We start from the raw sequence: 24,009 nt of genomic DNA, 5'->3' as shown, positions 1-24,009 counted from the left end.
ATGGCGCCCCTACGGGTTTTCGTAGGGTGCGCATTCATGCGCACCTGATTACATAAGCGATTTATTGCTTAAGTGAGCGGCATTTCGAAATGAATGCCGACACGATAAGGAGAAAAGTATGGCTGAGTTAAGCGTGAATAAAACCCCGTTTCATCTACATCAGTGGCTGCCGGGTTTGCTGCTGACTGTCGCGATTGCCGGTATCGCGGCATGGCTTGGCAATCAGTCTTGGTTGGCCGGTGCCGGATTCGGTGCGCTGACGTTAGCGATTATTTTGGGCATCGTGCTCGGCAACAGCCTTTATCCGCAGATTGCTGGAGCTTGTGACAGCGGCGTGCTGCTGGCGAAACAGCGCTTGCTGCGCCTCGGCATCATCCTGTATGGCTTTCGTATTACCGTGCAGCAGATTGCTGATGTTGGTCTGAGCGGCGTGCTGATCGATGCGCTGGTCCTCAGCTCCACTTTCCTGCTGACCTGTTTTATCGGCATTCGGCTGTTGAAGATGGACCGTGAAACCGTGTGGCTGATTGGTGCGGGCAGTAGCATTTGCGGCGCGGCGGCGGTGCTGGCGAGTGAACCTATCGTTAAAGCTGCGCCGTCAAAAGTGGCGGTAGCGGTTGCCACCGTGGTGCTGTTTGGCACCGTTGGCATCGTGCTGTATCCGCTGCTGTGGTCGCTGCTGCCAACGGTCAGTGCAGAACATTTCGGCATCTTTACCGGATCGACGCTGCATGAAGTGGCGCAGGTTGTCGCGGCTGGTCATGCGATGGGTGCAGAAACCGAGAATACTGCGGTGATCGCTAAAATGCTGCGCGTGATGATGTTAGCGCCCTTCTTACTGATTCTGGGCAGCTGGCTGAAGCGTCAACGTAGCCACAGCGCGCAGCAGCAATCAATCAGTTTCCCGTGGTTCGCGCTGCTGTTTATTGTGGTTGCGCTGTTTAACTCGCTTCATCTATTACCTGCCAATGTAGTTAGTACGCTGAATCAGCTGGCGAATCTGCTGCTGGCAATGGCGATGGCGGCGCTGGGTTTAACCACGCGTTTCAGTGCCTTAAAGCAGGCCGGTTTGAAACCGTTGCTGCTCGGCTTGATGATGTTTGGCTGGTTGATTGTTGGCGGCGGAGCACTCAATGTGCTGGTGCAACATTTCATGGCGTAATCGCATCCGCTATAGTGAGCGCTTTGCAGTAGCAATCGCCCAATCAGGAGAGCGGCATGAAATATATCGGCGCACACGTCAGTGCATCAGGCGGCGTGGACCAGGCAGTTATCCGTGCCCACGAACTCGAAGCCACCGCGTTTGCCTTGTTCACCAAAAATCAGCGCCAGTGGAAAGCAGCACCGCTGTCAGGGGAAGTGATCGATGCGTTTAAAACCGCCTGCGATCGCTACAACTTCACCTCTGCGCAGATCCTGCCGCACGATAGCTATCTGATTAACCTTGGCCATCCGGTGATGGAAGCACTGGAGAAATCGCGCGAAGCTTTCCTCGATGAAATGCAACGTGCCGAGCAGCTGGGTTTGACCTTGCTGAACTTCCATCCCGGCAGCCATCTTAAGCAAATTGATGAAGAGGCGTGCCTGAAGCGTATTGCCGAATCGATCAACATCGCGCTGGATAAAACCAGCAGCGTGGTGGCGGTGATCGAAAACACCGCCGGTCAGGGCAGCAACCTCGGTTTCCGCTTTGAGCACCTCGCCACCATTATTGAACATGTAGAAGATAAGTCGCGCGTTGGCGTGTGCATTGATACCTGCCACGCGTTTGCGGGCGGTTACGATTTACGTACCGAAGAAGCCTGCGCGGAGACGTTTAGCGATTTTGAACGCATCGTCGGTTTCCAGTATCTGCGAGGGATGCACCTTAATGATGCCAAGAGCACGCTGGGCAGTCGCGTCGACCGCCATCACAGTTTGGGTGAAGGCAATATCGGCAAAACGGCGTTCAGCTGGCTGATGAAGGATAAACGTTTTGACGGCATTCCGATGATTCTGGAAACCATCAATCCGGATATCTGGAAGGATGAGATTGCATGGCTGAAGTCAGAGCAGCAGGGTTAATTATTTAACCAGGTCGCCATGAATGGCGACCCTACGGAATGGTTCTGTATTGATGCCAGCCATAAACGAAAGGGAGCCGAGGCTCCCTTTTTCATGTCTGGCGAAGATTACGCCGCTTTTACCAGCTCTTCTTCCGGACGTTTCAGGATGGCGTAGCCAAGACCTGCCACCGCAGTGCCAATCACAATCGCCATCAGATAACCCAAAACTGGGGTAATCGCGCCTGGAATCAGCAGGACGAACAGGCCACCGTGCGGTGCCATCAGTTTCGCGCCAATCGCCATGGAAATCGCACCGGTTACCGCGCCGCCAATGATACAGCATGGCAGCACACGCATTGGGTCACGCGCCGCAAACGGAATGGCACCTTCAGAGATAAAGCACAGACCAAGTACCAGCGCCGCTTTACCGCCTTCCTGCTGACCTTTGTTGAACTTACGACGCGCAACAATCGTCGCCAGGCCCATCGCCAGCGGTGGCACCATACCGGCCGCCATAATGGCCGCCATCGGTGCGTAGGTTTGTGAACTCAGCAGACCAACACCAAATGCGTAAGCCACTTTGTTCACCGGACCGCCCATGTCGGTACACATCATGCCACCGAGAATCGCGCCCAGCAGCACCGCATTCGCCGTGCCCATGTTTGCCAGCCAGGTTGTCAGGCCAGTCATGATGCCAGCAACCGGCTTACCAACCACGTAAATCATCAGCAAACCGGTAATCAAACTCGCCACCAGCGGAATGATCAGAATCGGCTTCAACGCTTCCATACTCTGCGGCAGTTTTACTTTGCTGCTGAGCATCTTCGCGGCGTAACCGGCGATGAAACCGGCGATGATGCCGCCAAGGAAACCGGCGTTAATGCTGGTGGCGATCATGCCGCCAATCAAACCTGGCGTCAGACCCGGACGGTCCGCAATCGAGAAGGCAATGAAGCCGGCCAAAACGGGCACCATCAGCGCAAAGGCGCTGCCGCCACCAATCTGCATCAATGCAGCCGCTAAAGTACCCGGCTCTTTAAATGCGGTGATACCAAAGGCGAATGACAGCGCGATGCTCAAACCACCGGCAACCACCATCGGCAGCATGTAGGACACGCCGGTCAGCAGGTGACGATAGGCACCGGCTTTCTCTTTGCTGTCGCCCTGCGCGCTGGCCGCCTGATTGCCGCTCGGCTGATAGGTTTTCGCTTCGGCCTGCGCTTTATCCAGCTCCTGCGCGGTTTTCTTCAGCGCCAGACTGGTTGAGGTGCGGTACATCGGCTTACCGGCAAATTTCGCCAGATCCACATCGATATCAGCCGCGACGATCACCAGATCGGCCGCCGCTACTTCTTCTGGCGTAATCGCGTTGCCTGCGCCCACAGAACCACGGGTTTCGACTTTCACCCACCAGCCACGCTTGGTCGCTTCGGCCTGAATAGCTTCGGCGGCCATAAAGGTATGGGCAACGCCAGTTGGGCAAGCGGTCACCGCCACGATGCGTTTCTGACCACCGTTCTGCGCCGCCACTGGCGCGGCAGCGGTTGCAGCAGCAGGCTGCCAGGTTTTGGCACTCGCTTTGGCTTGATTGATTGCCGCCAACGGATCGCGCAGCGCTTGCTGCACATCAACCAGCGCCAGCGATTTACCCGCCAGCTCTGCGTCATGCGGCGCATTAAGACCAGCAACCAGCACCAGTTCCGCTTCGGCGGCATTATCGGTCAGCGTCAGTCCGGCTTGTGCCGCCGTCGCACGTAAGCGTTCCAGCGCCAGATGTCCTGAAGCCAGTCCCAGTGAAGAATCTTTTATCAGCAGCGTTTTCATTATCGCTCTCCTGCTGTTAGTTAACGGGTTGTAAGTCGACGCGCGCCATCATCGCGGCCAACTGGGTACGATCTTTAACGCCAACGTTGCTTTGGCTGACGGCCATCGCCGCCACTGCCGTTGCCAGACGCAGCGTGTGCTCGCTGGATTCACGCATCAGCAAGCCGTAAATCAGGCCGCCGACCATCGAATCGCCGGCACCAACGGTGCTGACCACTTCGCAAGCAGGCGGTTTGGCGATCCATTCGCCGGAAGCATTCACCCACAGCGCGCCTTCCGCACCGAGAGAAATCACCACGTGCGCAATACCTTGCTCACGCAGTTCATGTGCAGCACCAATCACGTCCTGCAGTGCAGGCAGTTTGCGACCAGCCCAAATCTCCAGCTCGCGGCGGTTCGGTTTCACCAGCCACGGCGCGGCTTTCAGACCGGCGACCAGCGCTTCGCGGCTGCTGTCGAAGATGATGCACGGGCACAGCGTGCGCAGATCGCTCATCCACTTGGTGAACGCTTCTGGCGCTACGCCGGCTGGCAAGCTGCCGCTGACGCACACCATGTCGAACTGGCCCAGCCAGGTGAGTGAATCGGCGGTGAAGCGCTCCCAATCCTGCGCGGTTACGTCAAAACCGGAGAAATTCAGGTCGGTTACATCGCCGTCTTTTTCAGTCAGCTTAACGTTGATACGTGTACGGCCCTGCACCACCTGAAAACGGTTAGCAATGCCGAGCTCGCTGAACAGCTGCTGAAAGCCGTCCTGATTCTCTTTGCCGAGGAAACCGCCGACGGTGACATCAATACCGAGATCCTTCAGCACCTTGGCAACGTTGATGCCCTTACCCGCCGCGTGCAGACCGGTGGTTTTCACCAGGTTAACTTCACCGCGCTCAATTTCTGGCGTGTAACCGACCAGATCGTAAGCCGGGTTTAAGGTAATTGTTGCGACACGACGACTCATGCTGCCCCCTCGCCTAAACCGGCGTTAATGGCTTCTTCAATCGCGTTCAGCGCCTGCTGCGCATCATCACCGCTGGCGGTAAAGCGCAGGCGATGGCCTTTTTTCACGCCCAGCGCGACGACTTTCATCAGGCTACGGCCGTTAGCGGGTTTACCGCTGCCGTCGAGATTGGTCACAGTGATATCGCTGTTGAACTGTTTGATCACAGTAACCAGCGCCGTGCCCGGACGCGCATGCAATCCGTGTTCGTTGCGAATGGTGAACTCCGCGGTCAGCAGCTCAGCGGCTTCATCGACTTCGCTGGTCAGCAGCGCCAGAATCCCGGCGGCATCGGCCTTCAGCAGACGTTCAGCTTTGTTGGTTAGCAGCAAGTTACTGAGGTAGCCCAGCACCTCCAGCGGACGCTGATCGTTAGCCGCCACGGTCAGCAGCAGCGCAACGTTTTCGCCCTGATGCTGGAATGGCACAGCGGTGCGGCTGACAGCCACTGCGCTGCCAATATTGCCGTTAGCGCTGTCGCTCAGCCAGATGCCCTGACCCAGGCTCAGCGGTGCCCGTGAAATCACGTCAGCAATAAAGGACGCGTCTACCGCGCCTGCAGCCTGCAGACGACCGGCGTTCAGTGCCTGTAAGGTGATCAAATCGCTGGCCGCTACATCAACGGCAATCAGCGAGGTATCGAATTTGAATTCTGCCGCCTGGTTTTCGCCCATCAGCAAGGCTCGCAGATCTTCCGCAGAAGCGGTTTTCAGCTGTTCAGCAATGCTGTCGTCGCTTAATACGTGGGTGAGCTGGCGCAGCAACGCGAGGTGTTCATCAGACTTGGCAGCAATACCGATCGCCACATACGCCGTTTGTCCGTCGCCCCAATCCACGCCCTGCGGGAACTGGTAAACCTGCACGCCAGTTTTCAGCACCAGGTCGCGGGTGTCGGTGGTGCCGTGCGGAATGGCAATGCCGTTACCCAGGAAAGTGGTGGTTTGCTGTTCGCGCGCCAGCATGCCGTTAACGTAGCCTTCAGCCACATTGCCCGCAGCGGTTAACGCAGCGGCAACCTGACGAATGGCCTCTTCTTTATTCTGTGCGCTAGCACCGGTATGAATGGCCTGAACTTCGAGCTGGAACATATCTCTCCTCGCTTGCTGTATTGAATCGTTTCAGCTAGATGTTGAAAAAAGATGCTATGCATCGCGGACTTAGCCGGAATGACAACGCTGAAACGTTTCAGGGAATATGGTACAGCCACGAACAGCAGGCAAGAAAATGCGCGATCTGAGTAGCAGATTTTTGACGTCCCGCACACTTCATGTTGGATTTAAGATTTTTACCGGCAGGCGGGCTGATGCTTTTGCTGTACAGACAACCGGCACTAAGCCAAATTCTTCAGCTCTGCGTCAGCAAAGGGTTCAAGGTGCGGTATCAGCTTCCAGTTTTAGCAAGAACGTCATGGCGCTATCACGGCTGCTGCCGCACATTTCAGCGCTCGGTTGTAGACCGGCACAGACCGCAGGACGCAGAGGTGAACCAAAGATTTTGCAGCGCTGCTGCTCATCAAGTTGCACGCAACGCGTATTGGCCGGCTTGCCGTGTGGCATGCCAGGAATCGGGGATGAGATTGAGGGGGCTGTGCAACAGGCACCGCACTGGTCACGACAAAACATCATGCGCTCCTGTAGACAATTCGCCGCGACAATAACAGTCTGAGGCCGCGAATGCCATGCACCGGCAACAATTTTACATTGCCTCGCTTGCCAGTTTTTCGCCGCGCGAGTAACGTGACGCGCATTAACCTCCCGTCAGCGAGAAAACCACCATGCCAAAGGCAAATGAGATCAAAAAAGGGATGGCTGTCACCTGGAACGGCAAACTGTTGCTGGTGAAAGACATTGATGTACAGAGCCCAAGTGCGCGCGGTGCCGCGACGCTTTATAAGATGCGTTTTACCGATGTCCGCACCGGCCTGAAAGTGGAAGAGCGCTTCAAAGGCGACGATATTATTGACGCCATTTCGCTCAGCCGCCGCGCCGTCACCTTCTCTTATATAGATGGTGATGAGTATGTGTTTATGGATGACGAAGACTACACGCCGTACAACTTCAAGAAAGAGCAAATCGAAGAAGAGCTGCTGTTTATTCCTGAAGGCGGCATTCCTGGCATTCAGGTACTGACGATGGACGGCCAGGTATTGGCGCTTGAACTGCCACAAACCGTTGACATGGAAATTGTTGATACCTCACCGGGCATCAAAGGCGCCTCCGCTAGCGCGCGATCCAAACCCGCTGGCATGAGCACCGGCTTATCCATTCAGGTGCCAGAATATCTGAGCAATGGCGATCGCATCCGCATTCATATTGCGGAACGCCGTTACATGGGACGCGCTGACTCATAACGTGCTTCCGTCCGGCCGCCGGTGATTGTTATAGTATAACAAGGCCGTGCGTGCCGGATGCCCCTCATCCGCGCGCGATTTATTCTCTTTTTTTGGGAGCCCTTTTGTGACGCGCGTAAACCTCATCACCGGATTTCTCGGCAGCGGAAAAACCACCACGCTGCTGCATCTGTTAGCCAACAAACCCGCCAACGAAAACTGGGCGATACTGGTCAACGAATTTGGCGAAATTGGCATCGACGGCGCACTGCTCGCCGATCGTGGTGCCACGCTGAAAGAGATTCCCGGCGGCTGCATGTGCTGCGTTAACGGCTTGCCGCTGCAGGTTGGGCTGAACATGCTGCTGAAGCAGGCGAAACCCGATCGTCTGATTATCGAACCCACTGGACTTGGCCATCCCAAACAGCTGCTGAACATGCTGCGTGCTGCCGTCTATCAACCCTGGATTCAGGTGGATGCCACCTTAACGCTGCTCGATCCGCGCCAGCTCGCCGACGCACGCGTGGTGGAGAATGAGAACTTCCGCGATCAGCTAGTGGCGGCCGATATCATTGTGGCGAACAAAAGCGATCGCTGGAGCGATGAGGATCGTCAGCGTTTACAGGATTGGCAGCTGCAATTTTTGGGTGAACGCCAACTGGTAGAAGCGGCCTGGGGTGCGATCGATCCCGCGCTGCTGACGCAACCCGCCTTGGCGGATCGTGCGGTTCCCGATGCAGCCCATCACCACCACGCTTCACGTCCACAAGGCTTAGCCGCACTGAAACTGGATGGTCAGGCGCGCTGGCGTCGGGCGCTCAATGAAGGCCAGGGTTATGCTTCCTGCGGCTGGATTTTTGATGAGGAAACCGTGTTTGATACCATTGCCGCACTAGAGTGGGCGCGGCTTGCGCCGGTGGATCGCGTTAAAGGCGTACTGCGCACGTCGGACGGTTTAGTCAACATCAATCGCCAGGGCGAAGACTTGTTTATCGAAACGCGCCCTACTACACCGCCGGATAGCCGCATCGAATTAATCCATCATCAGCCCGTAGACTGGAACCTTTTGCAGACCGCCTTGTTGAAGATTCGTTTAAATTAGATGCGTTAGGTTGCCCCGTTGTTTTCACTTTGGATTTATTTTTTATGCGCGCGTCACGATTAATCACCATCCTGCTGCTGAATGCGCTAGGGATAATGTTGTTTGTTTCATGGTACCTGCCGCCCGATCACGGGTTCTGGTTTGGTATCGATAAAGCCATCTTTTATGGCTTCAATGACCAGATGGTTGATCATCACGGCTTCGCGCTGTTAGTGGCCATCACTAACTTCCGCGGCTTCGATGTGGTTTCACTGCTGGCGATGGGTGCGCTGTATCTGTGCTTCTGGCGTCGCGAAACACCGCAAGGCCGCCGCCGCATGCTCGCGATTGGCATCACCATGTTGCTTAGCGCCGTGATCCTGAACCAGCTCGGCCATCTGTTGCCGGTGCAACACTCCAGCCCAACGCTGTTCTTTGACAATGTGCATCGCGTAAGCGAACTGACCGGCATCCCGGCCAAAGATGCGTCGAAAGATAGCTTCCCGGGCGACCACGGCATGATGCTGATGATCTTCACCTGCTTTATGTGGCGCTATTTCGGCTTCCGCGCGTTTCTGGTGGGCCTGGCGATTAGCGTGGTGTTTGCTCTGCCACGCGTGATGGCGGGTGCACACTGGTTTACCGATATTGTTGTTGGTTCGTTGTCGGTGGTGCTGGTTGGCATGAGCTGGTGCCTGTTAACGCCATTCAGCGACAAGCTAGTCAATTGGCTGGATCGTTCGTTGCCGGGCAAATATAAGCCGCGCAGGTAATTGTTAAGCGCGAGTGATCATAGAATAAAAAGTCGATCGCTCGCGCTTATTTAAAACCTGAATAAACTATTAGCAAACTAACATTATTCAGGTAAAAGAAAAGATTATGATGAAAAATGCGGAACAATAGCCTTTATCTTAGTCTGTCCAGCCCGAACCCTCTTAAAATCGGCCTTAGCGCCAGAATTACCCCCTTATTGCACCGCTGTTTGGCTATTAAATCGCTGCCAATTGTTGATAAACTAGCCATTGTGTTACAGATTGATTTCACATCGAAAAAACCTTTGAATATTTATATAAAAGCACTCGCCACGCGGTCTGTAATCGGTTAACCTCAAATCCGATTAGTAAGCAACAGCATAAAATGCGGTGCTTAAAGCTACAAAAATGTGTGCATTAACACATTTTAGTAATTAAGGATTTGTCTTAGACGGCCGTACTTATTAATCTCAACCCGTTTTGTCATCTGGCTGACGACATTCTGTCGTAAGGAAACCGAAGGAATTCACGTACAATGGTCAAGTCTCAACCAATACTGAGATACCTCAGGCGGATCATTCCCGCAGTTGCTCTGGCAACACTTTTATCAGCATGTAGCAGCACCCATAACGGTCAGAACGCGAATAACGAGAATCATGAAGTTAACAACCAGAATGGTTTTTTACTTCAAGCGTCTCAGGACGAATTTGAACAGATGGTGCAGAACGTGGACGTTAAGTCCCGCATCATGGAACAGTACAGTGACTGGAAAGGTGTACGTTATCGCTTAGGCGGCGACACCAAACGCGGCATTGATTGTTCTGCTTTTGTTCAGCGCACCTTTCGCGAGCAGTTTGGTTTAGATTTGCCACGCTCAACGTCAGAACAGCAAGACACCGGCAAAGAGATTTCACGCAATAAATTGCGCGCAGGTGACTTAGTGCTGTTCCGCGCCGGTTCTACCGGTCGCCACGTTGGCATTTATCTCGGCAACGATAATTTTGTTCACGCATCCACTAGCAGTGGCGTGATGATTTCCAATCTGAATGACAGTTATTGGAAAAATCGTTACCGTGAAGCGCGTCGGGTTCTCGCTAAAAACCCGAGCTAACGTATTCTTTTGAAGATCCTCTCAGCCAGAGAATCAGAAAACGCTGCCCCGGCAGCGTTTTTTTTTCGCCCACTGTTTTTAACTCAAATCCAATCGATAAAAAGTAATTGAGAATCAAAAATATAACGAGACATTCTTCGCGCTCTCGTTATATTCTCGTTGACTTCCTGATACCCAAACATCGCCCTTCAGACGCCGTGATTACTGCGATGTCGGCAGGACTCTGGGTAATGACCAAAGTGATAAACATAATAAAAAATGGCAAGACAAGGGGAATACACTCCATGCCACTTTCGGGGACATTAAAACGCCACGCCAGCTACTCAAGACGCATCGCCTGGAGTAGCGTAATCATCGGCACGTTGTTTTTTCTGCTTTTTGTCACCGTCCTGTTAACACTGACCTGGCAAAAACGCGTACAACAACATCAACAGCTACTGGCTCACAGCCGTGACGATTTACAACAGGTCATTACAACCCTGGTGGATACGCTTTATCCACTGCAGCAATACACACAATTAACCTGTAACAGCGTCGGCCGTGAGCTGACTTCTCGCGCCGCGTTTGCGGGAAATATCCGCGCCATTCTGCTAGTCCGTGACAGTAATGCTTACTGCTCTTCTGCTACGGGCAGTTTTTTGCTGGCTGCCAACGCGATATCGCCTGAATCTGAACTGGAACGCGATCACGATATGCGCTTACTGGAAGGCACGCCATTGCTGCCAACAAAACCGGCGCTGGCGCTTTGGCTGAAAAATCCAGGTTCGGCAGAGACCGGCATTCTCGCCACCATGAACATCAGCCTGACGCCTTACCAGCTGCTGGCTTCCTATCATCCTGAAATCACCGGTATGGCGTTGGTGATCGGTAATAAGGCGCTACTCAGCGGCAGCAATAAGGTGGTGCACGCCAGTGATTTGCCTGCATCGCTGCATGAAATAGCCTTTAACAATAGCGACCTGCGCTTTGTGCTCTTTGGCAGCACCCTAGCGCCACGCGATTACTCACTGACGTTGCTCACTGGGATACTATTTTCCTTACTGGTTTCCGCTTTGAGTTGGCTATTGCTGACTCGACATCAGCGTCCGGGCAAAGAGATCATGCAGGGAATCAAACGTGGCCAGTTTCACGTTGAATACCAGCCGCTGGTTACCGCACATGATGGACAACCTTACGGCGTGGAAGCGCTGCTGCGCTGGACGCATCCCACTGAAGGCATGATTCCGCCTGATGCCTTTATAAGCTACGCCGAAGCGCAAAACCTGATTATTCCGCTCACCCAGCATCTGTTTACCCTGGTGGCACGCGATGCACAGTTTCTCTGTAAACAACTGCCGCGTGGCACACGTCTGAGCCTCAATCTCTCGCCGCTGCATCTCGCCTCAGAGAGTTTCCGTCATGATGTGCAGGTATGGATTAATGCCATGCCGCCTGATCATTTCAACTATGTGTTTGAGATTACCGAACGCACTATGGTCGGGGAAAAAAATGCCGGTGAAATCTTCGCCTGGCTTCATGAAAACAATTTCAAAATTGCGATTGATGATTTTGGCACCGGACACAGTGCGCTGATCTATCTGGAAAAATATCCGTTCGATTATCTGAAGATCGATCGTGGGTTTGTGCAAAGCATTGGCACGGAAACCGTCACCTCGCCGGTTCTTGATGCGGTGCTGCTGCTGGCGAAAAAACTCAACCTGAAAACCGTGGCGGAAGGCGTTGAAACCGGCGATCAGGCTGCATGGCTGGTGAATCGCGGCGTGACGCATTTACAGGGCTATCTGTTTAGCCGCCCGCTACGACCTGAAAAACTCGCCAGTTATTTCCAACGCCAGCGCGTGCTGAGTTAGCATCACGCGAACCCCATGAAACTGCTACCATAAAGTGCGGAACACCACAGGAGATCGCCTCACTTATGCTGCTGCGTCTTGTCACAGCGTTATTGTTTTGTAGCGCCATTGCGCCGCTGCATGCCGCAACCATCAACGAAAGCTATGCCTTTGCTAAACTGGGCGAGCCGAAATATGCGGTCAATTTCACGCACTACGATTACGCCAATCCCGCCGCGCCCAAAGGCGGCAAAATCACGCTGGCGGTAGTCGGTACCTACGACAACTTCAATCGCTTCGCCTCGCGCGGCAATCCCGGCATTGGCACCGATACGCTGTATGACGGCCTGTTTACCACCTCCGATGATGAACCTGGCAGCTACTATCCGCTGATCGCTGAATCGGCGCGCTATCCTGACGACTATCGCTGGATGGAAGTGTCGATCAATCCGCATGCGCAGTTTCAGGACGGAACACCGATTACCGCGCAGGATGTGGCTTTTACCTTTCAGAAATTCATGACGGAAGGTGTGCCGCAATTCCGCGTGGCGTTTCGCGACGTGCAAGTTAAAGCGCTTAACCGCCTCACCGTGCGTATCGACATGCCGAAGCCGGACAAAGATCGCGTTCTTAGCTGGTTAACGCTGCCGGTCATCCCAGAAAAATTCTGGCAAAACAAAAAGTTTAATGAGCCGATTGGTTATCCGCCGCTGGCCAGCGGACCTTATCGCGTCACCTCGTATAAGTCGGGTCAGTTTATCCAGTACAGCCGGGTGAAAGATTACTGGGCGGCCAATCTGCCGGTCAATCGCGGACGCTTTAACTTCGACACCCTGCGCTACGACTATTATCTCGATGACAACGTGGCGTTCGAGGCCTTCAAAGCCGGCGCTTACGATTTGCGTGAAGAGAGTTCAGCCAAGAAATGGGCCACGCAATATCGCGGGCGCAACTTTGATAGTCACGCCATCGTCAAATCAACCATTCCCAACACCGTTTCCACCGACACGCGTTGGCTGGCCTTTAACAACGAAAAGCCGCTGTTCGCCGATCGTCGCGTACGCGAAGCCATCACGCTAGCGTTCGATTTTGAGTGGATGAATAAAGCGTTGTTCTACGGCGCTTATAAACGCACGCGCAGCTATTTCCAGAACACCGAATATGCTGCACTTGGCTATCCCAAAGCCGAGCAGTTGATTCTGCTGGCGCCGTACAAGGCGCAGCTGCCAGCGGAAGTGTTCAACAATGAGTATGCCCCGCCCCGTTCCGACGGCAGCGGTTTCGATCGCGGCAACCTGTTGCAAGCCATGAAGCTGCTAAAAGAAGCGGGCTGGGAGATTAAAAACCAGCAGCTGGTGAACGTGAAAACCGGCCAGCCGTTCCGTTTCGAATTACTGATGCGCAGCGGCACGCAAAACGACTGGGCGCTGCCGTTCCAGCACAGCCTGCAACGGCTTGGCATCCAAATCACATTGCGCCAGATTGACAGCTCGCAATATTTACGGCGTTTACGCGAAGGTGACTACGACATGATTCCGTCACTCTATTACGCGATGCCATGGCCCTCCACCAGCTTGCGCACCATCTGGCAGTCTGAGTTCATCAACTCCTCATGGAATACGCCGCGCGTGAAAGATCCCATCGTCGACCATTTTGTCCAGCAGATCGTTGAGCATCAGGGCGATGAGAAAGCGCTGCTGCCGCTTGGTCAGGCACTGGATCGCATCCTGCTGTGGAATGCCTACATGATTCCGATGTGGTACAGCGCGGAAGATCGCATGGCGTATTGGGACAAGTTTTCCCATCCCGAGATTAAACCCGCGTTTGCTACCGGTCTGGAAAACTGGTGGTACGATGTGAACAAAGCCGGGCGATTGCCGGCCGATCGACGCTGAGGAGCACGGTTTGGCAGCCTATTTTCTTCGCAGGTTACTGCTGATCATCCCCACGCTGTGGGCGATCATCACCCTGAACTTCTTTATTGTGCAGATAGCACCCGGCGGCCCGGTGGATCAGGCGTTAGCCAACGTGCAGTTTGGTCATAGCACCGGTATTCCCGGCTCAGGCGGTGGCGACAGCAGCACGCGCGGATCGCTGGTGCGCGACAATCCCGGCGACAGCCAATATCGCGGCGCACGCGGCCTGGATCCGGAAGTGATCGCGGAAATTAAGCATCGTTACGGCTTCGATAAGCCGCTGCTGCAGCGTTACGGCGAAATGCTGTGGAACTACATCCGTTTTGATTTCGGCGACAGCCTGTTCCGCAGCGCATCGGTGCTGCAGTTAATCAAAGAGAGTTTGCCGGTCTCGGTCAGTTTGGGATTGTGGAGCACCTTGATCATTTATCTGGTGTCGATTCCGCTGGGCATCAAAAAAGCGGTGCGTAACGGCAGCGCCTTCGATATCTGGAGTAGCACCTTTATCATCATTGGCTATTCGATTCCGGCGTTCCTGTTCGGCATCATGCTGATTGTGCTGTTTGCCGGCGGCAGCTACTTTGACTGGTTCCCGCTGCGCGGCCTGACGTCACCGCAGTTTGATGCGCTGCCGTGGTACAGCAAAATCACCGATTACCTGTGGCACATCACGCTGCCGGTGCTGGCGACGGTGATTGGCGGTTTTGCCACGCTGACCATGCTGACCAAAAACTCCTTCCTCGATGAGATCCGCAAACAATACGTGGTCACCGCGCGCGCCAAAGGGCTGGATGAGAAGCGCGTGCTGTACGGCCACGTGTTCCGCAATGCCATGCTGCTGGTGATCGCTGGTTTTCCTGCCACCTTTATCAGCATGTTTTTCACCAGCTCGGTGTTAATTGAGGTGATGTTCTCGCTTAATGGTTTGGGCCTGCTCGGCTACGACGCCACCATCCAGCGCGATTATCCGGTGATGTTTGGCACGCTTTACATCTTCACGTTAATTGGCCTGCTGATGAACATTCTCAGCGATCTGACCTACACGCTGGTCGATCCGCGCATTGATTTTGAGGGACGCTGATGCGCTTATCTCCTGTTAACCAGCAGCGCTGGCAGCGTTTTCGCCATAACCGTCGCGGTTACTGGTCGCTGTGGATTTTCCTGATCATTTTTGTCCTGTCGTTGGGCGCTGAGTTGCTGGCCAACGACAAACCGCTGCTGGTGCATTATCAGCAGCGCTGGTACATGCCGCTGCTGTTCAACTACAGCGAAAGTGATTACGGCGGTGATTTCTCTACGCCCGCTGATTATCAGGATCCGTGGTTGAAGCAGCGCATCGATCAGCAAGGTTGGGCGATTTGGGCACCGATTCGCTTTAGCGACAGCACCATCAACTTCGCCACCGATGTGCCCTTCCCTTCTCCGCCTTCGGCGCAAAACTGGCTCGGCACCGATGCTAACGGCGGCGATGTGCTGGCACGCTTGCTGTATGGCACGCGCATCTCATTGCTGTTCGGCATTATGTTGACGCTATTCTCCAGCGTGATTGGCATCGTGGTCGGCGCGGTGCAAGGCTACTTTGGTGGCCGCATCGATTTGGTCGGCCAACGCCTGATTGAAGTGTGGTCCGGCATGCCTTCGCTGTTCCTGCTGATTCTGCTCTCCAGCGTAATTCAGCCCGGCTTTTGGTGGCTGCTGCTGGTTACCGTGGTGTTTGGCTGGATGAGCCTGGTGAGCGTAGTGCGTGCCGAATTCCTGCGTGCGCGTAACTACGATTATATACGTGCGGCGCGCGCGCTCGGCGTCAGCGACAGCCGTATTATGCTGCGCCACATGCTGCCAAACGCCATGGTCGCCACATTAACGTTTCTACCGTTTATCCTGTGCGGCTCAATCACCACGTTAACCTCGCTCGACTTCCTTGGTTTTGGTTTGCCAGTCGGATCGCCATCGCTCGGCGAGCTGCTGTTACAGGGCAAAAACAATTTACAGGCGCCGTGGCTGGGGCTGGCGGGCTTCTTTGCCCTCGCCCTGCTGCTGTCATTACTGATCTTTATCGGCGAAGCGGTTCGCGATGCCTTTGACCCGAGCCGAGGACGCTAAATGAGCCTGTTAACGGTGAATCATCTGGCGGTGGCCTTTCAGGATCGCCGCGTGGTGGAAGACATTTCGCTGCACATTGATGCTGGCGAAACGCTGGCGCTGGTGGGCGAATCCGGTTCCGGTAAAAGCGTGACCGCGCTGTCAATCATGCGCTTATTGCCGCAGCCGCCGGTCAACTATCCGCAAGGCGAAATCCTATTTAACGGCCAGGATATTTTGCAGGCCAGCGAACGTACCCTGCGCGGGCTGCGTGGCAACCAGATGGCGATGATTTTTCAGGAGCCGATGGTGTCGCTCAATCCGCTGCACAATGTGGAAAAGCAGCTGTATGAAGTGCTGTCGGTGCATCGCGGGATGCGGCGCGAAGCCGCGCGTGGCGAAATGCTCAGTTGCCTGGATCGCGTCGGCATTCGTAACGCGGCGTCTCGTTTGCAGGATTTTCCGCATCAGCTTTCCGGTGGCGAGCGGCAGCGCGTGATGATCGCCATGGCGCTGCTGACGCAGCCGAAGCTGCTGATCGCCGATGAACCGACCACCGCGCTGGATGTCACGGTTCAGGCGCAGATTCTGCAACTGCTGCGCGAACTGCAGCGTGAACTCAACATGGGCATGCTGTTCATCACCCATAACCTGAATATTGTGCGTCAGCTGGCGCACAGCGTCACGGTGATGCGTAATGGCCGCGGTGTGGAACACAACCGCTGCGATTTGCTGTTTAGCCAACCGCAGCAGCCCTACACGCGTGAGCTGATCGCCGCCGAGCCGGATGGTCAACCGGTGCCGCTGCTGGATGCTAAGCCGCTGTTGCAGGTGAAGAATCTGCAGGTTGGTTTCCCGATCCGGCGTGGATTGCTGCGTCGCACCGTGGCAGAGAAGCTGGCGCTCAAGGATCTCAGCTTTACGCTGCGTCGTGGCGAAAGCCTGGGATTGGTCGGCGAATCGGGTTCAGGTAAAAGTACTACGGGCCTGGCGCTGCTGCGCTTAATCACCGCGCGCGGGGAGATCTGGTTTGACGATCAGCCGCTGCATCAGCTGTCGCCAAAGCAGTTGTTGCCGCTGCGCCAGCGCATTCAGGTGGTGTTTCAGGATCCCAATTCGTCGCTCAATCCGCGCATGACGGTGCAACAGGTGATTGCAGAAGGCTTAGCGGTGCATCGTCCGGAACTCAGTGCTGCCGAGCAGGAAGCCAAAGTGATTGCGGTGATGCAGGAAGTGGGACTTGATGCCGACAGCCGTTCACGTTATCCGGCGGAGTTTTCCGGCGGTCAGCGCCAGCGCATCGCTATCGCCCGCGCGTTGATCCTTGAGCCGCAGCTGATTGTGCTGGATGAACCCACCTCGTCGCTGGACCGCTCAGTGCAGAAGCAAATTCTGACCTTACTGCGTCGTTTGCAGCAGCAGCATCAGCTCGCCTATCTGTTTATCAGTCATGATTTGCAGGTGGTACGCGCGCTCTGTCATCAGCTGATTGTGCTGCGTCAGGGTGAAGTGGTGGAACAAGGTGATTGCGAAACACTTTTTAACGCACCAGCAGCCGATTACACGCGGCAGCTACTGGCGTCAGCGCAGGGAAAAGATCTGAGTCAGTGACCATCGAAGGTTTCGGCGATAGCAACACCCTGATTTTTCAGGCAGCAGTTGGTCGCGCTTTCGTCATCACGTTGAATCAACAGACAAGGCTGCCCTTCACACTGGGCAATTTTGCACTCGACCTGAATCTGCGCCAGCGTTTCTTTCAGCTGGTGCAGAATTTCCAGCGCCGGATGACCATCGTGGCTCAGCAGGCGCAGCACCACTAAATCTTCGGCATGTACGCCATTCGCCGCTTCCTGACGCTCAATTTCACCCGCATGTTCAAGCGACCAGCGATAATGTTGTGGCAAGCGATGCACAACGGAAAGTTGCAGCATAGTTATACGGCCCCCAGAGACGTTAACTTTATTCACGACGACGGCATAACGTGGTGAATCCCAACCTGGTTAGCTCAGAATACGAACTCAGTCTGCCTTCTCGTTTTAAGCACAAAGCGTGTAGCCAATTTATAATTTGCGAGGCTTCTCACATTTATGCCTATGTTTACCGTGTTCGGCTGCGGTTAACAATCATTTTAGACGCATTATCGTTACTTTTTTATCTCTAAATTTTCACATAATGGAAACATTAAGCATAACGAATGAATGGGGATTAGCGAGTGAGGGGAGAGATTTAAGTTAGGCCAGGTCGCCATAAATGGCGACCCTACGGAAAGATTCAGGATATGTAAGGTCGCCATTCATGGCGACCTTGAGGATGTCACGCTGCCCGTTGAGGCCGTGAAGCATAGGTGAACAGCAAAATCGAGATGGTGGCGCACAGCGCAATCGTAGCCACCATCGGCCATGCGCTGTTAATGCTGACTAATGAGAGCAGCGCGCCGACTAACGCACCGACACCAAAGCGCAGCGTGCCCGCCAGCGAGGAAGCCGTGCCCGCCATGTGCGGGAACTCATCCAGAATCACCGCCATCGCATTCGACGACACCGTCGAGACGCAGCCAATAAACATCGCCACGCCAAATACCAGCGACAGGAAACCTAAATCCAGCGCGCTGGAAATCAGCAGCCAAACGCCCATCGCGAACTGAATCACCAATCCCAGGCGGAACATTTTCACCGGACCAAAGCGGCGCACGGCGCGGCTATTGATTAGCGTCATCACGAACAGAAACACCACGTTGAGGCCAAAGTAATAGCCGAAGTTCTGCGGTGAAACGTGGTTCACTTCGATGTACACAAACGGACCGGCGTTGAGGAAGGTGAATAATCCGGCAAAGGAGAAACCGCTCGCCAGCATATAACTGAAGGCGCGTTTATGGCGCACCAGCGCCACGAAGTTGCCTAATGTGGTACGCAGATGAAAGCGCTGCCGCTGTTCAGGCTTAAGCGTTTCACGGATTTGCGTCACCACCAGCACCGTGGTGATCAGCGCGGCACCCGCCAGCGTCCAGAAGATGGCGTGCCAGTTCCACAGCAACAGCAGCCAGCCACCGATAATCGGTGCCAGCAGCGGCGCGATGGTGGTCACCAGCATCACGAACGACATCATGCGCGAGAAGTCCTCTTTCGAGTAGGTATCGCGCATCAAGGCGTTGATCACCACGCTGGCAGCAGCGGCCGATAAGCCGTGCAGGAAGCGCATAAAGATCAGCTGATCGATGGTTTGTGACAGCGCACAAGCCGCAGCGGCGCAGGCAAAGATCAGCGTGCCCAGCACAATCACCGGTTTACGTCCGTAGCTGTCCGCCAGAGGTCCATACACCAACTGGCCAATGGCGAAACCGAGGATGTAGAGGTTGAGCGTCATCTGCACGCTGCCCGCCGAAACCGCGAACTCATGGGCGATTTGCGGCATGGCCGGCAGATACATATCAATCGAAAGTGGCATCAACATCGCCAGCAATCCGAGGATGACCACTAAACCAACCGGTGAATTCTTTTCCTTGCGCACCGCGTTCTCCCGCTATTTGCGTTGTTTGAGTTCTTCTGGCAGGCCGATGCTGTCGACCTCTTGCTGGGTCAATTCACGATATTCACCTTCACCGAGATCTTCATCGAGCTCGATGTCACCAATACGTTCGCGATGCAGCGCCGATACATGGTTACCCATCGCCGCAAACATGCGTTTGACCTGATGGTAGCGCCCTTCACTGATGGTCAAGCGTGCCGCTTTCTCATCAAGGATCTCCAGCACCGCAGGTTTGGTGAGCTCTTTCTCATTGTGCAGCTGTACACCTGCAGCAAACTTCTCAACCAGTTCTGGATCGATCGGCTCTTCGACTTCCACCAGATAGGTTTTTTCCAGGTGATGCTTCGGTGAGGTAATGCGGTGTGACCATTGGCCATCGTCGGTCAGCAGCACCAAACCGGTGGTGTCGATATCGAGACGTCCCGCCGCATGCAACTTGAACGCCGCAGGTTCTTCGATAAAGAACAGCACGGTGGGATGATCGGGATCGTCGGTTGAGCAGACGTAACCTTGCGGCTTGTTCAGCATGAAGTAGCGCGGACCTTGCTGCACCACCAGTGGATTGCCGTCGTATTCGACGTCATCGTCTGGCAGTACTTTGTAAGCCGCATCGCGCACGACTTCGCCGTTAATGGTGACTTTTTTGGCGCGGATTTCGCGTCCAGCGATAGCACGGCTAACTTCCAGTTGCTGAGATATGAATTTTTCGAGTCGCATGAATTCGCTTTGCCTGTTACTGCGGGGGAAACTGAAACGGTGTTTTGTCCGTTAAGAAAGTGTGGGCAGTATAGCTTGATCCTTAGACTGCTAACAGTAGTGAACCTGCGTTTAACTGGCTTTCATGCCATAATGCGCGTCCGTTCCAGAAAAAAGTTTGCCCCGATGTCATTCACCCTGCGCCCATACCAACAAGAGGCGGTTGACGCCACGCTCAACCACTTTCGTCGCCATGCTACGCCGGCGGTGATTGTGCTGCCGACCGGCGCGGGAAAGAGTCTGGTGATTGCTGAACTGGCGCGGTTAGCGCGCGGACGAGTATTGGTGCTGGCCCACGTGAAAGAGCTGGTGGAGCAGAATCACAGTAAATATCAGGCGTATGGCCTGCAAGCCGACATCTTCGCCGCCGGTTTGCAGCGCAAACAGAGCGAAAGCAAAGTGGTGTTTGGCAGCGTGCAGTCGGTGGCGCGCAATCTTGATCGCTTCGACAGCGCCTTTTCGCTGGTGATCGTCGATGAGTGTCACCGCATCAGCGATAACGAAGAGAGTCAGTATCAGCTGCTGTTCACTCACCTGCGGCAACATAATCCGCAGCTGCGCCTGTTGGGTTTGACCGCCACGCCCTTCCGTCTCGGCAAAGGCTGGATTTACCAGTTCCACTATCACGGCATGGTGCGCGGTGATGAGAAAGCACTGTTCCGCGACTGCATTTATGAGCTGCCGCTGCGCTATATGATCAAACACGGCTTTCTGGTGCCGCCGGAGCGCTTAGATATGCCGGTGGTGCAGTACGATTTCAGCCGGCTGATCCCGCAGAATAATGGGCTGTTTAGCGAAGCCGATCTCAACCGCGAGCTGAAACAACAGCATCGCGTGACGCCGCATATTATCCGGCAGATTGTTGAGTTTGCTGAAGATCGACGCGGCGTGATGGTGTTTGCTTCTACCGTGGAACACGCCCGTGAAATTCTCACGCTACTGCCTGAAAACAGCGCGCTGGTATCGGCGGAAACGGCAGTGAAAGATCGCGACCGCTTAATTGGTGAATTTAAAGCGCAGCAGCTGAAGTTCCTGGTCAACGTTGCCGTTCTGACCACCGGCTTTGACGCGCCCCACGTTGATTTGATCGCCATTCTGCGCCCTACCGAATCCGTCAGCCTCTATCAGCAGATTGTCGGTCGCGGTTTGCGCCTGTCGCCCGGCAAAACCGATTGTCTGGTGCTGGATTACGCTGGAAATCCACACGATCTTTTCACCCCCGAAGTCGGCGCACCGAAAGGCGCCAGCGACAATCAGCCGGTGCAGGTGTTCTGTCCCGCCTGCGGTTTCGCCAATACCTTTTGGGGCAAAACCACTGAAGATGGTCACATCATCGAGCATTTTGGCCGCCGCTGTCAGGGCGTGCTGGAAGATGATGAAGGCGAGCGCGAACAGTGTGATTACCGCTTCCGCTTTAAAAGCTGCCCGGATTGCGGAGCCGAGAATGACATCGCCGCGCGGCGCTGCAATCAATGCGACAAAATTCTGGTCGACCCGGATGACATGCTGAAAGCCGCGCTGAAACTGAAAGATGCGCGCGTATTGCGCTGTTCTGGCATGACGCTGGAGCAAGGACGCGATGACAAAGGTGAATGGCTGAAAGCTACTTATTTCGATGAAGATGGCACCAGCGTCAGCGAACGTTTTCGCCTGCAAACCCCAGCGCAACGTAAAGCCTTTGAGCAGCTGTTTATGCGTCCGCATCAGCGCGCGCCAGGCGTTGAACTTGGCTGGCAAACCGCAGCAGATGTGATCGCCTTACAGCCTTTATTACGCCATCCAGATTTCGTGGTGGCACGTGCAAAAGGCCATTTCTGGCAGATCCGCGAAAAAATGTTTGATTATCAGGGCCGTTATCGCCGCGCCAATGAGCTGCGATAAGCGGCAGAATCATTTGCCCCTGCGGCATCATTGGGGCTATAATGCCGCCCGCTTTTGCATCCGTAAAAGCAGTTTGAATAACCGTCCTGTTGCTGGGTCGCCTGTAGCAGGAACTATTGAAGAGACATCAAATGTTCACTATTAACGCTGAAGTACGTAAAGACCAGGGTAAGGGTGCGAGCCGCCGCCTGCGTGTAGCAAACAAATTCCCAGCCATCATCTATGGCGGAAATGAAGCACCAGTTGCTATCGAACTGGACCACGACGCTGTGATGAACGTGCAAGTTAAAGCTGAGTTCTACAGCGAAGTGCTGACCATCGCTGTTGATGGTAAAGAAATCAAAGTTAAAGCTCAGGCGGTACAGCGTCATCCGTTCAAGCCAAAACTGTTCCACATCGACTTCGTTCGCGCTTAATCGCTGAATGAGTTGAAAAAAAACGCCGCATATGCGGCGTTTTTTTATGGCTGAAATTTATTTACTGCTGGTACGACGTTGCAGCTGATCGCGCAGATTCGGTGGCGTGCCTTTGATGGTCAGCGTGTCGGTGGTGGGATCCCAGAAGATGCGCTCGCCAAGCAGCATGGCGTCAAAGTTCAGGGTTAAGCCACCGCCGCTACCAGCGAACTTGGTCAACTGACGCAAGGTGCTTCGATCCGCCGGGAAGGTCTCTTCCAGCTCGTACCCCTGCTCCTGAGTAAACGCCTGGAAGGTTTTTTCGCCCAGCGGCGGTAATTCGCTGGAGAGATCGTGCAGCGCAATCTCTTCGCCGGCCTGCAGCTGATCGTTGCAGTAAGTGTAAACCTGCTGACGATAGTTCTGGCGCTCGTTTTTATCGAGATCCGATTCGGCGCAATAATCATCCACCGCTTGCAGCAAGCCACGGTTTTGCGCCTTGGTGTCCAGACCGACGCTGGCACCGAGGAAATCCATAAAGAAATCTGCCACTTTACGGCCGACGCGACCGCGCAGGAAGGTGAGATAACGGGTGGATTCCGGGTTGGTTTCCCACTCGGTGAGATCGATGCGTGCCACGATATCCGCATGATTGATATCGAGATAATGCGTGCTGCTGATATCCAGCTGTTCATTCACGCGCATGCTCGACTGGCTGTTGAGAACCGCAATCAGCAAATATTCGACGGCCAGATAGCGATAGTGCAGGAACAACACCACGCCGCCTTCCGCAAACGGATATTTACCCAGCTCATCGCGCAGACGTCCGGTTGCCGCACGGCTAAATGCCAGAAAGTCATCATCCCCTTTGCGGCAGTTACGCAACGCGTCGGCCAGTTCGCTGTCCTCGTTAAACAGGCCGTAAGCTTTGCTTTTGGCGCTGTAAACCCGATGCAGCTCTTCTGCCATCTCTTCAACCGCGTGGGTCGCGGGCAGCAAAGTGTCGCGCAGTACCAGTTCCAGCTGGTTTTCATCACGTTTAACTAACTGATGCAGGGCAATCTGGTCGATATCCAGACTCATGGTAGACTCTCCTTTTAGCTCAGGCGCGTATTCAAACACCGCCCGCAGCCGCTTTCAACTATCAGCACAAACTGATCGCTCTGCTTGCGATAAAATTGCGGAAAAAAGTGCGTTGTTACGGTAATATACCGCCTTTTCACCCTTGATTAGACGACGATATGCCACAATCATCCCGTTACAGTGACGAACGCGTGGAAAAGCTCCTCGCAGAGATGGCGCAGATTCTTGAAAAAGACAAAGCGCCAACCGACCTTTCCCTGATGGTATTGGGTAACATGGTAACTAACTTGATCAATACCAGCGTTTCACCGGCTCAACGCCGCACTCTGGCACGATCTTTCGCGGATGCGTTGCAGTCATCCGTACGCGACGATAACGCTCATTAATATGCAGATTTGACCTCATA

General features: G+C 54.5%; 22 protein-coding genes. 14 read left to right on the top strand and 8 right to left on the bottom strand.

The window, feature by feature from the left end; all coding sequences use genetic code 11:
* The first annotated feature begins 118 nt into the window (after positions 1–118).
* Positions 119–1,162 carry a YeiH family putative sulfate export transporter gene (locus BM323_RS10655; RefSeq protein ID WP_008104996.1) on the top strand — a complete coding sequence of 348 codons (1,044 nt, stop codon included), beginning with the start codon at positions 119–121 and terminating at the stop codon, positions 1,160–1,162.
* Between the two features lie 56 nt (positions 1,163–1,218).
* Positions 1,219–2,064 (top strand): deoxyribonuclease IV, encoded by an 846-nt coding sequence (gene nfo, locus BM323_RS10650; RefSeq protein ID WP_008104999.1) that lies wholly within the window; start codon positions 1,219–1,221, stop codon positions 2,062–2,064.
* A gap of 107 nt (positions 2,065–2,171) precedes the next feature.
* Here the strand turns inward: nfo and fruA are convergent, their stop codons facing one another.
* From fruA to BM323_RS10630, 4 genes are all read right to left on the bottom strand, one after another.
* Positions 2,172–3,869, bottom strand: coding sequence for a PTS fructose transporter subunit IIBC (gene fruA / locus BM323_RS10645; protein ID WP_008105003.1), 1,698 nt, complete (start codon positions 3,867–3,869; stop codon positions 2,172–2,174).
* A gap of 16 nt (positions 3,870–3,885) precedes the next feature.
* The gene (gene fruK / locus BM323_RS10640) at positions 3,886–4,824 is read right to left on the bottom strand and encodes a 1-phosphofructokinase (protein WP_008105004.1); all 939 of its coding nucleotides are present in this window, start codon (positions 4,822–4,824) and stop codon (positions 3,886–3,888) included.
* On the bottom strand, positions 4,821–5,951 hold the full coding sequence (fruB, locus tag BM323_RS10635; protein ID WP_008105005.1) for a fused PTS fructose transporter subunit IIA/HPr protein: 1,131 nt from the start codon (positions 5,949–5,951) through the stop codon (positions 4,821–4,823). Before fruB ends, fruK begins: the two co-directional genes overlap by 4 nt.
* A gap of 279 nt (positions 5,952–6,230) precedes the next feature.
* Positions 6,231–6,485, bottom strand: a complete 255-nt coding sequence (locus BM323_RS10630) for a YkgJ family cysteine cluster protein (protein WP_008105007.1) — start codon at positions 6,483–6,485, stop codon at positions 6,231–6,233.
* A 152-nt stretch (positions 6,486–6,637) separates the two neighbouring features.
* Here BM323_RS10630 and yeiP point away from each other — a divergent pair, with 152 nt between their 5' ends.
* From yeiP to yejF, 9 genes are all read left to right on the top strand, one after another.
* Complete coding sequence (yeiP, locus tag BM323_RS10625; protein WP_008105009.1) at positions 6,638–7,213, top strand: elongation factor P-like protein YeiP; 576 nt, start codon at positions 6,638–6,640, stop codon at positions 7,211–7,213.
* A 106-nt stretch (positions 7,214–7,319) separates the two neighbouring features.
* On the top strand, positions 7,320–8,294 hold the full coding sequence (locus BM323_RS10620) for a CobW family GTP-binding protein (protein WP_008105012.1): 975 nt from the start codon (positions 7,320–7,322) through the stop codon (positions 8,292–8,294).
* A gap of 44 nt (positions 8,295–8,338) precedes the next feature.
* Complete coding sequence (locus BM323_RS10615; protein WP_008105014.1) at positions 8,339–9,046, top strand: phosphatase PAP2 family protein; 708 nt, start codon at positions 8,339–8,341, stop codon at positions 9,044–9,046.
* A 514-nt stretch (positions 9,047–9,560) separates the two neighbouring features.
* The gene (gene mepS / locus BM323_RS10610; RefSeq protein WP_008105015.1) at positions 9,561–10,136 is read left to right on the top strand and encodes a bifunctional murein DD-endopeptidase/murein LD-carboxypeptidase; all 576 of its coding nucleotides are present in this window, start codon (positions 9,561–9,563) and stop codon (positions 10,134–10,136) included.
* Between the two features lie 284 nt (positions 10,137–10,420).
* Positions 10,421–11,986: a cyclic di-GMP phosphodiesterase gene (locus BM323_RS10605; protein WP_036648470.1), complete on the top strand. Its 1,566-nt coding sequence runs from the start codon at positions 10,421–10,423 to the stop codon at positions 11,984–11,986.
* Positions 11,987–12,051: 65 nt separating this feature from the next.
* Entirely contained in the window at positions 12,052–13,860 is a 1,809-nt protein-coding gene (locus BM323_RS10600; protein WP_008105020.1) for an extracellular solute-binding protein, read from the top strand.
* A gap of 10 nt (positions 13,861–13,870) precedes the next feature.
* Positions 13,871–14,962, top strand: coding sequence for a microcin C ABC transporter permease YejB (locus tag BM323_RS10595; RefSeq protein ID WP_008105022.1), 1,092 nt, complete (start codon positions 13,871–13,873; stop codon positions 14,960–14,962).
* The gene (locus BM323_RS10590; protein ID WP_008105023.1) at positions 14,962–15,984 is read left to right on the top strand and encodes an ABC transporter permease; all 1,023 of its coding nucleotides are present in this window, start codon (positions 14,962–14,964) and stop codon (positions 15,982–15,984) included. The genes BM323_RS10595 and BM323_RS10590 overlap by 1 nt, the downstream gene beginning before the upstream one ends.
* Positions 15,985–17,574 (top strand): microcin C ABC transporter ATP-binding protein YejF, encoded by a 1,590-nt coding sequence (yejF, locus tag BM323_RS10585; protein WP_008105026.1) that lies wholly within the window; start codon positions 15,985–15,987, stop codon positions 17,572–17,574. It begins immediately after the preceding gene.
* Here yejF and BM323_RS10580 read toward each other — a convergent pair.
* From BM323_RS10580 to rsuA, 3 genes are all read right to left on the bottom strand, one after another.
* Complete coding sequence (locus BM323_RS10580; protein ID WP_008105027.1) at positions 17,568–17,894, bottom strand: YejG family protein; 327 nt, start codon at positions 17,892–17,894, stop codon at positions 17,568–17,570. The genes yejF and BM323_RS10580 overlap by 7 nt on opposite strands.
* Positions 17,895–18,276: 382 nt before the next feature.
* On the bottom strand, positions 18,277–19,470 hold the full coding sequence (locus BM323_RS10575) for a Bcr/CflA family multidrug efflux MFS transporter (RefSeq protein WP_008105029.1): 1,194 nt from the start codon (positions 19,468–19,470) through the stop codon (positions 18,277–18,279).
* Positions 19,471–19,482: 12 nt separating this feature from the next.
* Positions 19,483–20,205 (bottom strand): 16S rRNA pseudouridine(516) synthase RsuA, encoded by a 723-nt coding sequence (gene rsuA / locus BM323_RS10570; protein ID WP_008105030.1) that lies wholly within the window; start codon positions 20,203–20,205, stop codon positions 19,483–19,485.
* A 165-nt stretch (positions 20,206–20,370) separates the two neighbouring features.
* Here rsuA and BM323_RS10565 point away from each other — a divergent pair, with 165 nt between their 5' ends.
* Together BM323_RS10565 and rplY are read left to right on the top strand one after the other, a co-directional pair.
* Positions 20,371–22,125, top strand: coding sequence for a DNA repair helicase RadD (locus BM323_RS10565; protein WP_036648474.1), 1,755 nt, complete (start codon positions 20,371–20,373; stop codon positions 22,123–22,125).
* A gap of 131 nt (positions 22,126–22,256) precedes the next feature.
* The gene (gene rplY / locus BM323_RS10560; RefSeq protein ID WP_008105033.1) at positions 22,257–22,541 is read left to right on the top strand and encodes a 50S ribosomal protein L25; all 285 of its coding nucleotides are present in this window, start codon (positions 22,257–22,259) and stop codon (positions 22,539–22,541) included.
* A gap of 57 nt (positions 22,542–22,598) precedes the next feature.
* Here the strand turns inward: rplY and yejK are convergent, their stop codons facing one another.
* On the bottom strand, positions 22,599–23,603 hold the full coding sequence (gene yejK / locus BM323_RS10555) for a nucleoid-associated protein YejK (RefSeq protein ID WP_008105035.1): 1,005 nt from the start codon (positions 23,601–23,603) through the stop codon (positions 22,599–22,601).
* 158 nt (positions 23,604–23,761) lie between these two features.
* Here yejK and BM323_RS10550 point away from each other — a divergent pair, with 158 nt between their 5' ends.
* The gene (locus BM323_RS10550; protein ID WP_036648480.1) at positions 23,762–23,989 is read left to right on the top strand and encodes a YejL family protein; all 228 of its coding nucleotides are present in this window, start codon (positions 23,762–23,764) and stop codon (positions 23,987–23,989) included.
* The last annotated feature ends 20 nt before the right edge of the window (positions 23,990–24,009 follow it).

This window comes from Pantoea sp. YR525 (assembly GCF_900116775.1).
GTDB lineage: Bacteria > Pseudomonadota > Gammaproteobacteria > Enterobacterales > Enterobacteriaceae > Pantoea > Pantoea symbiotica.
This window is presented reverse-complemented; position numbering and strand designations above follow the sequence as displayed.